Source organism: Saprospira grandis str. Lewin (assembly GCF_000250635.1).
Classification (GTDB): domain Bacteria; phylum Bacteroidota; class Bacteroidia; order Chitinophagales; family Saprospiraceae; genus Saprospira; species Saprospira grandis.
In genome coordinates this window covers 1,223,792-1,240,598 of sequence record NC_016940.1, presented here as the reverse complement: position 1 = coordinate 1,240,598, position 16,807 = coordinate 1,223,792, and the positions used below count along the sequence as shown (strand labels likewise).

The following is a 16,807-nucleotide window of genomic DNA, read 5'->3' as shown; positions in this document are numbered from 1 at the left end:
TAAGGACTAAGCTTGGGCGAGAGGCGCGGAGCGCCTCGGCTGAGGGATGGAAAGGGGGGCGGCGAAGCCGCAGACCCAGCGGGCAAAGCCCGCACAGGGCCGAGCAGACCTGCGAGCCCCGACACAGCCCGACCCGCCCGCAGGGCGGGGCAGCCCCAAAAAAGAAAAAAGGTCCAAAAATGGACCTCTAATCATTAGGGTTGATGTTTTTTTCGGCTAAACGCTCGGCTATCGGCCTCATGAATTTCTCGGCTATCGAGGGCGGCTAATTCGGGCAGCCAAAGCCGAATATATTCGCCATCGGGATCATAGCGTTTACTTTGGCTGATGGGGTTGAAATAGCGATCTTCTCGGGGGTCATTGCCCAGGCCAGCGATATAGAGCCAATTGACCCAATTGCTGGTCACATCATAATCAATCAGGACCGATTCAAAGTATTCTGCGCCCAGTTGCCAATTCACTTTTAGGTCGTTGATGAGGTAGCTGGCTACATTTTGGCGGCCTCGGTTCGACATAAAGCCCGTTTGGGCCAGTTCTCGCATATTGGCGTCGATAAAGGGCTGTCCGGTTTTGCCTAGCAGCCAACTTTCAAAGGCTTGCATATTATTAGAGAGCTTCTTTTTCTTTTTGCCCCGCAGGCCCGTGGGCAAGAAAATCTGCGAGCCATATTTTTTGCCCATCAGGCGGAAAAAGTCGCGCCAGAGCAGTTCAAAATAGAGCCAATAAGTGGATTTATTCTTTGTTCTTTCTTTTTCGTAGCGTTTAATTTCGTCATAAATCTGTTTGGGCGAAAGGCAGCCTTGGGCCAGCCAGGGCGAAAACTTAGAGGAATAATCGGCGCCCAGCAGGCCGTTTCTCGTTTCCTTATAACTGGCAATACAATCCGACTCCCAGAGATAATAGTGTAGGCGTTTGAGTCCCTCTGTTTCTCCGCCCTTAAACTGCAGGACGGTCCGATCATCTTGGGGCGGCATTTCCCAGCCAAAATCGCTCAATTGGGGTAAATCGCCTAGGGGCAAACGGTGGCTCCAAGGGTTAAAAGCCTTGGGTTTGGGCAGGGGGGCGCGGACCGGCGTTAGTTTTTCCACCTCCTTGCGAAACTGCGTAAAAATATCGGGGGTATGGGCAATAGGGAAGGGCAGATCTTGAGTATAGTAGAGCATTTTCCCTCTAAAAAAGCGAATTTCTTGGCCAATAGACCAGAGTTTTTCTTCTAGACGATTTTGCTGAAGTTCCTCCTCATAAGTTTTTTCTCGGTTACAAAACACCCAGCCCGTTTTGAGTTCTTGGGCCAGCTTAAAGACCTCCTCCTCGGCCTTTCCTCTTCGGATAAGGAGGTCGATGCCAAGGGCCTGTAGTTGTTGCTTTAGGTCGGCCACCGCCTCAATAATAAACTGGCATCTTCTGGGGCCAGTTTTGGCAAAGCCAGACTCCGTCTTGCCGCCAAAGGTCCGCTCATCAAAGACATAGACAGGGTAGACCTCCTCACCGGCCTTAATTGCTTCGGTGAGCATTTCATTATCGTGTAGTCGCAAATCTAGGCGAAACCAAGCAATAACTCTTTTGGCTTTTTTGGGCAGAGCAGACATATCCATAAGATTTAAAATTGTAGCTGTTAAGCTAACAATATCTAAGCTTTTCGGTTTGTTTTTTATTGCTTTTTTGTGTGAAGTCTGTTTTTCTGAAAAATTAGGGGCTATTTTTGGGGCTGCCCCTCGCTTCGCTCGGGTCGGGCTGTGTCGCAGCTCGCAGGCTTGCTCGGCCCTGCGTCGCCTTGGGCTCCTTGGTCTGCCGCCTTTGGCGGCCCTGCTATCCATCCCTCAGCCAGTCGCTACGCTCCTCTAGTCGCAGATCTAATTTTAGGGAGTAGATAGGGGAGAGAAGAGGGTTTGTTTTCCATTTAAAAATCCTTAACTTTACCTAGGAAGATTTCACAATTTTATTAACTCTTCATCAAATTTACTTTTAAACGATGCGAAAAACGTTAACACAATTAGGCTATTGTGTAGCGCTGCTTTTGGCGAGTTGGACCTCTGCGCAGGCCCAGCTAACCCTTCCTTATAATGAGGACTTTGAGGGGGCCACAGCTGGCACTTATGTAGCCACTACCAACCCTATTCCTGGCCTTAGTGGCACAGGCTACCAATGGGATTTTGAAGAAAATACCACGAACTGTCGCCTTCGTACTGATGCTGGAGCGGGTTTTTATCATGGCGGTAACCGCGCTATGACCCTAGATGCAGAAGTGAACAGCACCTTAGGTATTTCTTATTTAACTTTTACCGGAGACCTTTCCACTTATTTGGGCTCTAATGACCTAGAGCTTAGCTTTTGGTGGATGGACCATGGAGATGAGTCGCAGCCAGAGGACCGCGTTTGGATCCGAGGAAGTAATACCGATGCTTGGATTGAGGTCCTAGATTGGTCTGGAAACACAACCAATGCTGTTTATTTTAATGAGACGGGGATCGATATCGATGCTACTCTAGCGGCCAATAGCCAGCTAGTTAGTAGTACTTTTCAGGTGCGTTTTGGTTGGTCTGATAACTTTCAAGCCACGAGTATCACAGGTTCTGATGGATTTACTCTAGATGACTTTAGCATTACAGGTACGCCTCCCGTTCCCGACAATGCTGGAATTAGCGCCTTGGTGGCTCCTACTGTACCCAGTACAGCAGGTAATCAAGCCGTAGATGTAACTCTAACCAACTTTGGCACCAATGCCCTTAACTCAGTAAATATTGACTGGGAAATGAATGGGGTCATGCAAACGCAGGTCAATTATAGCACATTGGTGGCTCCTCAGGCTAGCGTAACCGTTAACCTAGGAAACTATAACTTTACTAATGGTTTGACAACAATCAAGGCTTGGACCTCTTTGCCTAACGGTAATGCCGATAACTTTACAGGCAATGATACCTTGACTGCTATCTTCTGTGCCAGCCTTAATGGGGCTTATACGGTAGGGGGCGCAACGGCAGACTTTGCTACTATCGGAGATGCTGTTGCCGCTTTGTATAGCTGCGGAATCAGTGGCCCAGTTACGCTTAATATTCAGCCTGGTACTTATACCGAAAATATTGCCCTAGTTGGCCCTATTATAGGGGCCTCTGCAGTAAATACGGTAACCTTTGATGGTGGAAATGCCGCGAATACTATTGTAACGCATGACGGTTCTGGCACAGATGGTAATGCTACTGTGGCTTTAGATGGCGTAGAATGGGTGCGTATCCAAAACTTAGGTATCCAAAGTACCGGAACTACCGATATTTGGGGGGTATTCTTGACCAATTCGGCCAATAATAACCAAATCCTCAATAACCAAATTACAATGCCTTATCGGTCAGGTATCGTTGATGCCGTAGCTATTCTTGCTTCTGCTAGTTATACTAGTACCTCTAGCGAAGGCGACAATGCCAACTACAACCTGATCCAAGGCAACTACATTACAGGAGGAGACTATGCCGTCCGCTTTGAGGGCGCTAGCGCTAACCGCAATGTAGGCAACCGCTTTATCAATAATACAATCACTGGCGTAGATGATTATGGTTTCTATATGGATGATCAAGACTCTATCGATATCATCGGAAACACAGTGAATGATCTTCGCTCTACCTTCTCTGATGCTATTTATTGCCTTGACTTGATGGACTTCCGTATCAATAGCAATAATGTTTATGCACAAGATTATGGCATCTATATTTCTGATGGAAACTTTGATGCGACCCCTAGCCGTCGTGGAGAGGTGATCAACAACATGTCTATCGCTGAAGGGTTCTATTGTATTTACCTAGATGATGTGAACGAAACTGATGTTTTCCATAACAGCACTTGGAACAAAAATACAAGCACCACTAGCTCATCTTTCTATGGCAATGACTTGATTGATGTTTCTGCAGTGAACAATATCTTTACTTCAGACTTTGGCTATACTTTCCGCCATGCCGATGCCTTGGCCCTAACTGATATGGACCATAACCTGTTTTTCCGCTTTAACCCCGGAACAAACTTTATCCAGTTTGGTACCTCTAACTATGTTGATGTAGTGACTTGGCAAAATAGTAACACTTTTGGCCATGGCACTAACTCTGTAGAAGCTGATCCCGTTTTCTTTGGCCCTATGGACCTACACGTAGACGGCGCTTTTGCTAATGATGCTGGAGATAATACTGTTGGCGTTACTGTAGATATTGATGGCGAAAGCCGTCCATTTACTGGTGCCACTACCGTAGATATTGGAGCAGATGAGTTCCGCCCCAAAGATAATGATGCTGGTGTGATCGCTTTGGTCAACCCCGTTTCTCCACTAACTGCAGGCTTCCAAGCCGTAACCGTACGTGTGCGTAACTTTGGTGTACAAGATTTGACAACTTTCAATATTGATTGGACCTACAACGGAACGCCTCAAGGAACAATTGGCTATACTGGAGCTCCTCTTGCTCCCCAACAAGAAGTAGATGTTACCCTAAGTAGCATTAACTTCCCCGCTGGCCAAAATGTAGACTTTGTGTTCTGGACCAGCATGCCCAACGGCCAAACTGATGACCGTATGAGCAATGATACGCTCTATGCCGAGCTTTGCCAAGGCCTAGTGGGTACTTATACTGTAGGTACGCCCACTTCTGATTTTCCCGCTATTACAGATGCTGTAGCTCGCCTCTACCAATGTGGTGTAGCTGGTGCCGTCACTTTCCAAGTGGCTCCCGGCGTTTATACTGGACAACAACTGGCCCTAGTTGGAGAAATCTCTGGCGCTAGCATGAGCAATACCATCACTTTTGATGGTGGCGATACCGCTACCACTTTCCTTACTCATGATGCTTCTAGTAGCCAATATGCTACTGTACTATTGGATGGAGCCGATTATGTAACAGTACAAAACTTCAATATTGCTACTACTGCCCTTTCTGGCGGCGATGGCTGGGGCGTACAATTGACTAATGGCGCAGATCATAACCGCATCAGAAATAACCGCATTAGCGCTACTTTCCACACCTCTGTTTTTGATGTGACTCCTGTAGTTATTTCTTCAGATTATACCAATGACTACTCAGAAGGCAATAACGCCAATTATACCCTCATCGAGAATAACTATATCTCTGGTGGAGAAATGGGGATCCACATCGAAGGCGCTAGCGCTGCTCGCAACAAGTATAACCGCATCATCAATAATACAATTGTAGACTTTGACGACTACGGTATCTATGTTGATGATCAAGACTCTCTAGAGATTAACTACAATACGATTGAAACAACTGTGGGCTCTACCGCCAGCGATGCAATCTATTGCTTCGATATCATGGACTTTACAATCAACTACAACCGTGTGGTGACAGAAGATTATGGCATCTATATCTCTGATGGTAACTTTGATGGCACTATTACTCGCCGTGGACAGATTATCAACAATATGGTGTTCTCTAAGAGTGATGATGCACTCTATATGGATGATATCCAATCTGTAGATATTTGGCACAATACATTGGTCGGTTCTGGTAGCACTGCCGCTTCTGGTCTCTATATGAATGACCCCACCGACCTAGATATTCGCAATAATATCTTTGTGGCCGATAATGCTTCTGCCTACGCCTTTGAATCTGCCGATGCTTTGCCTTTGGCCGCTATGGATAATAACGTGTTCTATAAGGCAAGCGGAACTAACCATATCGATTATGGTACAACTACCTATGATTTGGCCACTTGGCAGGCTTCTGGCCCCTATGGCTATGATGCTAACTCTTTGGATATCGATCCCCAGTTTGTGGCTAATTACACAGACCTACACGTTCAAAATATCCAACTCAATGCCGCTGGCGCTCTTGTAGGCGTAGCTACTGATATCGATGGCGAAACTCGACCCTCTGCAAGTACTTCACTACCCGATATCGGAGCTGATGAGATTACTATCTTTACTGATGATGCCGTAGCCGTTGGTGTTGACGCCCCTAGCGTAGGTACCTGCGAAAATGCCAATGAAGTCTTGGTAATTACGCTCTCTAATAATGGTAGCAATAGCCTTAGCAATGTTCCCGTAATCGTAAACTTGAATGGCCCTAACGGTACGCAAACCTTGAGCGCTACCTATGCTGGTCCTTTAGCTTCTGCCGCTCAAGATACTCTCACTGTAGGTACCTTTAATACTACAGGAGGCGGAAATTACTGCTTCGAAATCATTACACAGCTTGCTGCCGACGCTAACGCAAGCAATGATACCGCTAACATTTGTGTGAGCATCGCTAATCCTAACCCCACTTTCATGGACGATACGACTTGTATCGGAAATAGCGCTAGCTTGACCTCTATGCCCGCTGGCGGAATTAGCTGGTACGACCAAGCTACTGGCGGTACACTCTTGTCTACCGATCCCGTATTTACTACTCCTGCGCTCCAAGTATCTACTACTTACTACGCAGAAATTACTTCTTGTGCTGGCGGTACAACGCGTACCCCCGTTACGGCTACTGTAGTGTCAACAGCCAACCTAGACCTTGGCCCCGATGCTACCATCTGTGAAAGTAACCCATTAGGCCTTGCTGCCGCCCCTGGCGCTCAAAGCTATCTCTGGAGCACTGGAGAAACTACTCCCGGTATTGTTGCTAATATGGAGGGCCAATATGCAGTCACCATGACTGATGCTAATGGCTGCGCACTTACCGACTCTATCCAGATTTCTTTCTTTACTGGCCCCACAGTTAGCGCTCAGTTGAGTACGCTAAACTGCGGACGCGATGGCAACGGTGCTGTTGATATTACTTTGGCTGGCGGTACGGCTCCTTTCTCTTTCAATTGGACCACCGGCGCTACTACTGAAGATATCACTGGACTAGATGTTGGAACTTATACCGTAACTATTACCGACGATAACGGCTGTGAGTTTACCGAAACTTATCCCGTTAATGGCCCAGCCCCGATCAACTTTAGCTTTATGGCTAATGGCGTAGATTGTGGCAATGCCGGTACGCTCCAACTTAACGTTCAAGGCGGTACCGCTCCCTATACCTACAACTGGAGCAATGGCGCAACGACTGCCGCTCTAAGCAACGTCCTCGATGGCGAAACTTATAGCGTAACCGTTACCGACGCTATCGGCTGTACTTATGACGAAAGCTACACAATTAGCGCTAACCCCGCTTTGACAATCAATGTAGATAATATCGTGAACGAAAGCAGCGACTTCGCTGGATCTATCGATGTTTCTGTCTCTGGCGGTGTTGGTCCTTACTACATCGTTTGGAATACTGGCGATACTACCGCTAGCATCAATAACCTCGTTTCTGGCCAATATGAAGTTTCTGTCTACGATCAAGTAGGTTGCTCTGCTAGCCAAACAATCACGCTGGCTTACACTCAACCCACTAATATCAATGGCGTGGAAGGCCTCAATCAATTGAATCTCTTCCCCAATCCTACTCAAGATGTCGCTCAGCTTCAAATTGAACTAGCCAATGAGGAGGAAGTACAATTGACAATCTATAACCTCAATGGCCAAGAAGTTCAACGCTTCCCCAGCCAATTGGGCCGCAACCTTAACTACCAAATTAACCTAGCCGATTATAGCGCTGGCGTTTATCTCGCCCGCATCATCATCGGTGAGCAAGTATTGACCGAACGCATTATTTTGCAGAAATAAGCCAAAATATTGTACTTTTGAGGGGAGGACAGTTCGCTGTTCTCCCCTTTTTTATGCCCTTTTGGGGCCTCCACTCATATGATGAGGCGGCGGTTACTCCCTTCGGTCGTCAAAGACGGTCTAAAGACCTTGTTGTCGTTCCGGGGCTCGCTGATTTTTTGGGGCCTCCGCAGCAAAGCTGCGGCGCTACGTTCCAGGGCTCGCTGTTCGCTCGGCCCTTCAGCGCTGCGCGCTTCGGTCTGGCCTTCGGCCACCCCTGCACATCGCTAGGCCGTTTGGCCTGCGGCCAAGGCGGCAAAGCCGCCATTTTTTGGACCAGAAACTCCTTTCCTATGGACCTACACGTTCAAGATGTTAGTTACCAATATCCCGATGGAAAACAAATTGATTTTCCCAATTTTACTTGCCCCGCAGGCGAGCAACGCCTGCTCTTAGGCCAATCTGGCTGCGGCAAAACAACCCTGCTCCACCTGATCGCAGGCCTCCGAAAATTGCAAAAAGGCAGTATCCGCCTAGGCAATTTGGCCCTAGAAAATATGAAGGGCAGCCTAGATGAGTATAGGGGACAAAAGGTCGGGGTGGTCTTCCAACAAGCCCACCTTATCCGCTCTCTAAATGTGGAAGAAAACCTATTGGCCGCCCAGCATTTTGCCCAAATTAAAGAAGACAAAAATGCCATTGTCCATTTGCTAGATCGCCTAGGTCTAGCCGATAAACGCAAGGCCAAACCCCATCAACTGAGCCAAGGCGAACAACAACGCATCGCTATTGCTCGTGTGCTGCTGCGCCGCCCCCAACTCATCCTGGCCGATGAACCCACGGCCAGCCTAGACGATAAAAATGCCGAGGAAGTGGCCCAGCTCCTCCGAGAACAATCAGAAGCTCTAAACGCTAGCCTGCTGATTGTTACCCATGATGCCCGCCTCAAAAAACTCTTTCCCCAGCAAATTTTATTGGGCCAATAATTTGCAGCAAGCAGGCGCGAAGCGCCGCAGGCTGAGGGATGGATAGGGGGGCGGCGAAGCCGCAGACCCAGCGGGCAAAGCCCGCGCAGGGCCGAGCGAATAGCGAGCCCCGACACAGCCCGACCCGGCCCTTGGCCGGGGCAGCCCCAAAATTTCCCATAACCCCAACCGAAAAACAAGAACTATATAATATTATGTGTACCGTAACTTACTTGCCCCTAGGCAAGGACCAATTTGTACTGACCTCTAACCGAGATGAGAGCCCCCGCCGCCAACCCGAGGGGATTTTTAAGAATGAGGAAAAGGGGGTGATTTACCCCAAAGAGCCGAGCCAAGGGGGAACTTGGATTGCCGCCTCGGATAATGGCCGCCTGCTTTGTTTGCTCAATGGCGCCTTTGTGAAACATAAGCATCAACCGCCTTATAAACGCAGCCGTGGCCTGCTGGTCCTCGACTTCTTTGATTATGAAGATGCGCCCAGCTTTTTTGAACACTACGATTTTGAAGGCATCGAACCCTTTACTTTGGTCATTTATGAGCGAGGCAATTTGTATCAATTGCGCTGGGATGAGGAAAAAGCCCATGTAGAAAAATTGATGCCCACCGAGGCCTATATCTGGTCTTCAGCCACCCTTTATCCAGCGCCTATTCAGGCCCAAAGAGCGGGCTGGTTTACAGATTGGAAGTGCCAGCAAGGAACTTACCGCCCAGAATCTGCCTGGCAGTTTCATCAGGAAGGGGGCCAAGGCGATATCGAAAATGGCCTAGTGATGTACCGAAATAATGGCATTGTGCAGACGGTCAGCCACACCCAAGTGGTCCTCGAAAAGGACCGTTTTAAGATGCGTTATTATGACCGCATGAGCCAAGAAGAATATCTCGCCGAACAAGCCACTCAACTATGAAACTCCTGATTGTCGCCGCCACCGAACTAGAAATTTCGCCCCTTTTGCAATGGCTGTACAAAAACTGGGAGCCTCAGCGCAGAGCGGGCAGCTTTAAGCAAGGCCAACTAGAACTACATTGCCTAATTACTGGGGTGGGCAGTATGCATACCGCCCATGCTTTGGGCCAAGAGCTCCTCCTAAATCCCCCCGATTTGGCCATCAACCTAGGGGTAGCTGGAGCCTTGAACCCCGATTTGGTTTTGGGCCAGCTCTATCACGTTCGGGCCGAAATCTTAGGAGACCTAGGGGCCGAGGAAAAAGATGGCCGCCTTCTAGACCTCTTTGATTTGGGCCTCTTAGAACCGAGCAACCCGCCTTATATCAATAAGCGCCTCTATAACCCCCAAGCCGATGAAAGCGAGTTTTTGCCCTTGGCTACGGGCCTAACGGTCAATAAAGCCCATGGCTCTGCCCATTCTATCGAGCAGATTCGGGCCAAATATCCCGAGGCCGATTTGGAGAGTATGGAGGGAGCCGCTTTTTTCTTTGCCTGCCTGCAAGCCAAACAGCCTTTTGTGGCCCTGCGGTCTATCTCCAATTATGTAGAGCCCCGCAATAGAGCCGGCTGGCAAATGGAAAAAGCCCTAGACAGCTTGTTTGAAGGGGCCAAAAGCCTTTTAGAAAGCCTTAGCAAATAGCTAAGAAAAGGGAAAGGAATAAAGCCTTATGTTTGTGCCTATGAATAGGCTCCGCACATATATTGGTCTGCTCTTTTTGGGCAGCTTGCTCTTGCTAGCCCCCTGCAAAATGCGCTGGGCCCTGCAAAGCAGTTTGGACCAATTGCCTACGGCCGTGGCCGCCAAAGCCAAAGGCCTAAGTTGTGCGAAAACAGAACAAAAAAGCGAAAACAGGCTGCTGCAATGGGGCCAAACAATAGTGAAGCTAAAGAAAACAGGCCCAGCGCCTCTTTCTTCGGCTTCGCTATTTTTTTTGAGCCAAATGAAGCGGAAAAATAGAGCTATGCTCGATGCCGAAGGCCCCCGCGGCCCTCCTCGGCCCTATTTTCTGCTCTACCAACAATGGAAAAATGAGTTGATGAATGCTTGGCAATTAAGCGATTCATTCATTAAAAAAACTCATTTCTATGTCAAATCAATCAGCAGTTTTGCCCCAAGATGGGCAGCAGTTTCTTTCCTATAAATTATTGGGCGTCTTTAATTTGGGCCTCCGTCTAGTGGTGGGTTGGACCTATTTCTCGGCTTTTTGGCGCCGCCTGATTCTCTCCAATAAGCTAGATCCCGATGCCGCCAATTATATCGGTATCAAGTTTAATCATTTTTTGCCGCAGGCCCTTGGCATTGGCCCAATCATCGAGTTTTTGCTCGAACATCCCGCCTATTTGTGGTGGGCCATGCTCTTTTTTACCCTGATAGAGGGCGTTGTGGGCCTCTTTTTTATGCTCGGTTTTTTGAGCCGCCTGATGAGTCTGGCCGTTTTGGGCCTTGCCCTAGGCATTTTGCTGGGCTCAGGCTGGCTGGGCACCACCTGCCTAGATGAATGGCAAATCGGCATTTTGGGGGTATCTGCTGGGGCAAGTATATTGATGACGGGCGGCGGCCGCTACAGTCTAGACCATTATGCTTTGGAGCGTTGGGGCTGGACCGGCTACCTATCGTTCTGGAGCTCTGGCCCTATCCGCTGGGAAGGCTTCCAAAAGCCCGTTTTATGGGGCAGTTTGCTCATTTTTGCCCTAGCACTTTATACTAACCAATATTTTCATTCTGGCCTTTGGGGACAGCTACACAACAAATCGGTTAAGCCCAAATTGGCCCTTTCGGCCCCGATTTTTCAGGCCGATAGCCTAAGCTTTGAGCTCTATCGCATAGAGGGAGCAGATGTCTATGGCTCCTTTCTCATCCAAATTGAATTGCTAGATGAGGAGGGCCAAATCCTTAAGAACTGGGACCAAAAAGCCCTTTCTAGCCTGCCCGATCAACAAATTCAGAATGCTTATCCCGCTAAAATCAAGGCGGGGGCGCATAGCCTAGTGGTTCCCTTGGGGGCCAAGGCCCGTCTGAGTCTGCCGATTTCCAAAGCCTTAGCGGCCAAGGCCAAAACCCTAAAATTAGTGGATATTTCGGGTTTGAGTTGGGAATTATCGCTTTAATACTAGATGATGATTTTTTGGGGCTGCCCCGCCCTGCGGGCGGGTCGGGCTGTCCGCAGCTCGCTGTTCGCTCGGCCCTGCGGCACTAAAGCGCCTGGGTCTGCCGCCTGCGGCGGCCCTGCTCCCATCCCTCAGCCTGCGGGCGCTTTGCGCCCTGCTAGGTCTTGGGCCAGCTTTTGAGCTGGCCCTTTTTGCTGCGGCTGAAAGCCGCAGTGGCTATTGGCCTAGGGGCCTGAAAGGGTGGCCGCAGGCCAGACCGAGTTTTGAGCGCAGCGAAAAACGAAGGGCCGAGCAGGCTTGCGAGCCCTGCAAGGGCCCGGCCGCCGAAGGCGGCAGGCCCCAAAAAAAAGAGACCTTCCAAAAGGAAGGCCTCTAGATGAGAAATCAAGAAAAACCGAAAAAGATTAGTCTTGAATAATCCATTTGAGTAGGAGTTGCTCCTGTTCATTTTGCAGGCGCAAGAAATAGAGGCCGGGGGCGAGCTCCTCATTAAGGTCTAGGCTATTTTGGCCAGCGGGCAGTTCATAGCTTTGTAGGATACGTCCGTCTAGGGCAATCAGTTGAACGCTTAGGGTATTGCTGAGTGCGCTAGAGAGTTGTAGGCGGCTTTGGCCGAGGCTAGGATTGGGCAGGATGCGTACATCAGTGCCATTGCTCCAGCTTTGGATAGCCGTGGGGCCAACCGTGACCGTATCTGTATAGCTGCAGTTACCATTGATCGTCAATTGGACCAAATAAACGCCAGGGGCGGTATAGCTATAGCTAGGGTTTTGTTGCGTAGAGCTATTGCCATCGCCAAAATCCCAGCTCCAACTATTGGCTCCAGCGGATTGGTCCGTGAAGTTAACGGCAAGGGTACTCGCATTGGCATCATGATTAAAGTTTGCCTCATCAGCAGAGACATTAACCGTAACGGCAGTAGAGCGGCAGGGGCCTTCTTGGACTTCCCAATCATAAAAGAAATAGTAGTAGTCGGGGCTAAAAGAAGAGCCCGTGATGCTCATCAGGCCAGCGATACTATAGGGATAGTTAACGCCGGCATTATTGCGGTAGAGATTGAGGGCCGAGCCACCGATACTATAGCTACCTGCAGCGGGCAGTTCAAAATTGAGCGTAATGCGGCTTTGTCCGTTAGGGACATTTACGGTAGTGGACTGAACCAGGTTGCCGCCGCCATTGGCTGCATCATAAAGCTCAATCGTTCTGTTGCCTGCGCCATTGGCATCTACCAAAATGGAAACGATGCGGATGGGGCTGCTAGCGTCGAAATTCAGGTATTGGGTACCTGTAAAATAGCCTCCGGCACCTACAGCGGCGGGGTTGGCTGGGCCAACCTGCTGAGAGGGAGAAGTGACTACATTTTGGACCGAATAGTTGCTGCTTGTAGCCGTAGGCGTTGCATTATAAGTATTGCCTTCAAAGAGGAAATTACCGTTTGCATCGGACCACCAGATGCTGCCTGTGCCGGTAGCGCTTAGGGCAACAGTTTGGCCAACACAGCCTGTAGCTGGAGTTGCAGCAGTGGGGGCTGTAGGGAAATTCACTGTTACATAATTGCTTTGGACCAGGGTATCGCTACCGAGTTGGTTACTTGCAATTAGTTGGACCGTATAGCTGCCATTGGCGGTATACAGATGGTTGGGGTTTTGTTGCGTAGAGCTATTGCCATCGCCAAAATCCCAGGCCCAGCTAGTGGGCGTATTTGTAGATTGGTCCATAAAAGAGACTGCACCATTACAGCTAGTCGTGCTTCCAGCGCTAAAGGCCACGCTGGGGGCATTATTAAGCGTCGTCACATTGATATTATCTAGGAAAAGGTCGTTGCCATAGCCACAGATATTCACAAAGCGGAAGGCCACATTATTACCAATGTAAGGGGCGAGATCGATGACCTCTGTTCTCCAGTCGCTAGCGGCGGCGGGGCTAAACTGCCCAGTTTGGCTACCTGCCGTAGCGAGATTAAGGTCTTCCTTGAAGTAGAGTTGGCTATAGGTTTGGCCACAATCGGTAGAGACCTCTACTCTTAGGCCATCATAGAGCGAGGCATTATAGCGAGCATAGGCCACATCAAAGCTGAGTTGAGCGGCGGGTGCGTTAGTGAGGTCCATACTAAAGAAGCCGAGGACATCTTCTTCACCAGCGGCATTATAGGAAAAGTTATTGACCACAATAGCAGTAGTGGGGTTGCCATCGCTACCCGTCACATTATCTTCCTGCCAGCTGAGGTCGGCATCATTATTTTCGAGGTAGCTATTGGCGGGAGGAAAAACGCCAGATTCAAAGTCCTCGATATAAGGGAAAGCACTAATAGTATTGCTAAAATCAATTGTCATGGCGATTGTATCATTACAGCGGGCACCATCTCCGGGGATATTGGTCCAGACCTTAAACTGATATTGGCCGGGGCTAGCAAGTGTAAGGGCTTGGCTAAAGCTAAAGTTAGCAACAGCGCCTCCGGCTAGGCTGCCAGTAAAGGTATCGGTAACAATAGTTTGGTTATCGACTTGATAGTAGACCTCAAAGTTGCTTTGTGCTTGATTGCTAATATTGGTCAATTCGACTTCTACGGGCAGACTATTCCCATTACAACTTTGCTGTTGTGTTTGGGGGCTAAAGACCTGGCTAATTCCGGCATCGTCATTTAGTCCACAATCCATGAGGCAGGCTGAACTTCCAGTATTTCCTCCTTGCATTTGGACTGCAATAGCGCGGCGGCCTCTAAGGCCGTTAGGGCCTTTGGCTCGAACCGAGAACCATTGGTCATCATTGATATTGTTGACGGGGACATCAAAGCTAAGGTTAGCCGTAGAGCCCACAGAATCCATATGTGTGGCACCAAGAACAAAGACATCATATTCGGCGGCACCAGCTACGGCATCCCAATTGATGCGGATGGTATTGGCAGAGGTACAGACCGCAACTACTCGAATATTTTGAGGAGTCTCTAGGATCGAGAAATTGGCATCGCTCATATCCGAGTTGCTCCCTCTAGTAATACGGATAAGTCCTTGGCCAGTTACAGCAGTGGGGACGGTCCAGTCAATAAAGCGAGCTGTACCAGCTACATTAGATTGTACTGTCGCCCAAGAATTACCATTATCGGCGCTATACTCAATATTAAAGCTAGCGCTTGTGCCATAGGCATCCCAATGGATACGGTCTTGGCTGCCAGGGATAAGTCCTTCGCCCCCCACGGGATAAGTGAGTAGGATATCATCGGTCAGGAACTCATAGACGATATAGTAGTCTTGTGGGCCAAAGGGCACCGCAGTACCACTTACGTTAATGGTATAAGTTCCTGCGCTAGGGTTATCAATAGCCACCTGTTCCACATTATTGAGGGTATCGACTCCTCTGGTAGCGGGTAGGGCTAGGGTAGTGGCATTAGGTGTTGGGTCGAGGATCCAGGGCAAATGCGTGCTATTACTAGGATCGCTAACTGTAAGGTCTAGGTTATTAACTAGGGCAAGGGCGGCTGAAGTAGAGGCCTCCTTATCGTGCCAATAGACCATAATTTTAGCTCGGCGAACATTAGCAGGGATACTAATGGTATGGCTAGCGCTGCCTGCTTGTCCCACAGATCCGTTAATGTATCGGTTTTCTTCTAGGGTTTTGAGTGCGCGATAGGCATTCACTTTTCCCCAGCCAAAAGAGTAATCGGGACCATCATTGCCTAGATCATTGGCAGAGTTGAGCAATGCGGCTTTTAGTAGGGCCGAGGGGGCGTTAGCGCCAGCATTGAGGTCTCGATAAGCCTGATGCAATTGGGTGAGCACCCCTGCGATACCAGGAGCGGCGGCTGAAGTTCCTCCACCGGCCACATAAGTATTATCGGGGTCGGTAGAGAAATGGCCTTGGCCATGAGCGGAGATATCGGGTTTGATTCTTCCGTCGGAGGCGGGGCCACGACTACTACTAGTAGCAAGGCCATCATCATTAGCGAGGTTAGCGGTAGCCAAGACATTTTTTCCTACTTTATGGCCTCCAGTAATATTTCCCCATTGGCTACCAGCGCCATAGCCACAGTCACTGCCGTTGCTATTTCCGCCCGAAAAGACCTGAATGAGGCTAGGGTTGCTATAGATCTCTTGGTCCACGGTTCTGGCTAGGGTGGTATAGCCCGCATTACAGCCATTAGAATAAGAGCTAGAGAAAACCATGACGGCGCTATCTTGGTGGAGAGCCACCGTGCCAGGCAGGCTACTATTATATTGGCGAACGTGCAAATAAGCATGCGGGGCCATTCCTCTCATTACAGGGTCTAGGTTTCCTGCGGCACCCACAATGCCCACGGTCATATCGCCATGAGAGCCAGTAAAGTCGCCAGCTACATCTTGTTGGTTGGCTCGGCCTTTAAAGTCGATATGTGGACCAGCAAAACCGTCATCGTTAATAGCGACGGCCACGCCAGCGCCATTATAGGCATAGGCCCCATAATAATCGCCATCGATAAGGTTGGCGCGGTGAAGATTACGGCCATCATCTGATTCTGGCTGTCCGGGATCAGAGGGTAAGTCTAAGTAGCGAACAAAGGGTTTTTGGGCCAGTTGTTCAATTTGGCTAGGAGGCAGGGCCGTAACTAGGGTTCTACTTAGGGGGTTGACAAACAGCAGGGGATAGCCTTCTGTTTGTAGCTCTTGGAGGGCCTGCTCCCAGTTGACGCTTTGATGAATTTGGACAAAAAGCTTAAGTTTTTGCCCTTGCATGGCCCAAATAGGAAATGGACGCTCCTCTAGTCGGGCGTCCATTTTATGTTTGGGAGCGAGCAGTTTGAGTCCACGAATACCAAAGCCTTCTAAATCTTGAACAGTTAGGCGGCTCGGAATAGCAAGCAGGTAGCTATTTTTGGGCAAGTATTCTAAAAATACAATGCCTTGGTCTTGCATGGCTGCCCGTTTTTTGGCGTTGGGCAGTTCTTTAAAGTTGGCCAAGCGAAACAGCTTGCCTTGATAAACATCTTGTTGCTGCGGGCTGCTAAAGCTACTGAGGTCGGCGGCAATAAATTCTCGGCCCGACTTCAGCGCTAGCCAGTCTCCTGCTGTCGTTTGGGCTTGTAGACCAAAACTAGAGAGCAAAAGTGCAGCTGCAAAAGCATAAAGTATACGCATATACTATAAGGTTGTAATGATGAATTGGTTTGCCCTCTAATTTAAAATTT

The 16,807-nt window shown here is 49.1% G+C and carries 8 protein-coding genes; 6 read left to right on the top strand and 2 right to left on the bottom strand.

The window, feature by feature from the left end; all coding sequences use genetic code 11:
• Positions 1-194 precede the first annotated feature (194 nt).
• Positions 195-1,595: a DASH family cryptochrome gene (locus tag SGRA_RS05435; protein ID WP_015691601.1), complete on the bottom strand. Its 1,401-nt coding sequence runs from the start codon at positions 1,593-1,595 to the stop codon at positions 195-197.
• A 377-nt stretch (positions 1,596-1,972) separates the two neighbouring features.
• On the opposite strand from SGRA_RS05435, the gene SGRA_RS05430 reads away from it, so the two are divergent.
• From SGRA_RS05430 to SGRA_RS05405, 6 genes are all read left to right on the top strand, one after another.
• Positions 1,973-7,630 carry a right-handed parallel beta-helix repeat-containing protein gene (locus tag SGRA_RS05430; protein WP_015691599.1) on the top strand — a complete coding sequence of 1,886 codons (5,658 nt, stop codon included), beginning with the start codon at positions 1,973-1,975 and terminating at the stop codon, positions 7,628-7,630.
• Positions 7,631-7,962: 332 nt separating this feature from the next.
• Positions 7,963-8,595 carry an ABC transporter ATP-binding protein gene (locus SGRA_RS05425; RefSeq protein ID WP_041329855.1) on the top strand — a complete coding sequence of 211 codons (633 nt, stop codon included), beginning with the start codon at positions 7,963-7,965 and terminating at the stop codon, positions 8,593-8,595.
• A gap of 194 nt (positions 8,596-8,789) precedes the next feature.
• Positions 8,790-9,500: an NRDE family protein gene (locus SGRA_RS05420; RefSeq protein WP_041329854.1), complete on the top strand. Its 711-nt coding sequence runs from the start codon at positions 8,790-8,792 to the stop codon at positions 9,498-9,500.
• Entirely contained in the window at positions 9,497-10,180 is a 684-nt protein-coding gene (gene mqnB, locus SGRA_RS05415; protein WP_015691596.1) for a futalosine hydrolase, read from the top strand. Before SGRA_RS05420 ends, mqnB begins: the two co-directional genes overlap by 4 nt.
• 40 nt (positions 10,181-10,220) lie before the next feature.
• Complete coding sequence (locus tag SGRA_RS05410; RefSeq protein WP_245538643.1) at positions 10,221-10,682, top strand: hypothetical protein; 462 nt, start codon at positions 10,221-10,223, stop codon at positions 10,680-10,682.
• Entirely contained in the window at positions 10,627-11,649 is a 1,023-nt protein-coding gene (locus SGRA_RS05405; protein WP_015691594.1) for a TQO small subunit DoxD, read from the top strand. The genes SGRA_RS05410 and SGRA_RS05405 overlap by 56 nt, the downstream gene beginning before the upstream one ends.
• A gap of 404 nt (positions 11,650-12,053) precedes the next feature.
• Here SGRA_RS05405 and SGRA_RS05395 read toward each other — a convergent pair whose 3' ends face one another.
• Positions 12,054-16,757, bottom strand: a complete 4,704-nt coding sequence (locus SGRA_RS05395; RefSeq protein ID WP_015691592.1) for a PKD domain-containing protein — start codon at positions 16,755-16,757, stop codon at positions 12,054-12,056.
• Positions 16,758-16,807 lie beyond the last annotated feature (50 nt).

What these genes read in the sequence shown, in the direction of transcription:
- mqnB (WP_015691596.1), top strand. Translation starts at nt 9,497, where the DNA reads ATGAAACTCCTGATTGTCGCCGCCACCGAACTAGAAATTTCGCCCCTT.
- SGRA_RS05430 (WP_015691599.1), top strand. Translation starts at nt 1,973, where the DNA reads ATGCGAAAAACGTTAACACAATTAGGCTATTGTGTAGCGCTGCTTTTG.
- SGRA_RS05395 (WP_015691592.1), bottom strand. Translation starts at nt 16,757, where the DNA reads ATGCGTATACTTTATGCTTTTGCAGCTGCACTTTTGCTCTCTAGTTTT.
- SGRA_RS05435 (WP_015691601.1), bottom strand. Translation starts at nt 1,595, where the DNA reads ATGGATATGTCTGCTCTGCCCAAAAAAGCCAAAAGAGTTATTGCTTGG.
- SGRA_RS05420 (WP_041329854.1), top strand. Translation starts at nt 8,790, where the DNA reads ATGTGTACCGTAACTTACTTGCCCCTAGGCAAGGACCAATTTGTACTG.
- SGRA_RS05405 (WP_015691594.1), top strand. Translation starts at nt 10,627, where the DNA reads ATGTCAAATCAATCAGCAGTTTTGCCCCAAGATGGGCAGCAGTTTCTT.
- SGRA_RS05425 (WP_041329855.1), top strand. Translation starts at nt 7,963, where the DNA reads ATGGACCTACACGTTCAAGATGTTAGTTACCAATATCCCGATGGAAAA.
- SGRA_RS05410 (WP_245538643.1), top strand. Translation starts at nt 10,221, where the DNA reads ATGAATAGGCTCCGCACATATATTGGTCTGCTCTTTTTGGGCAGCTTG.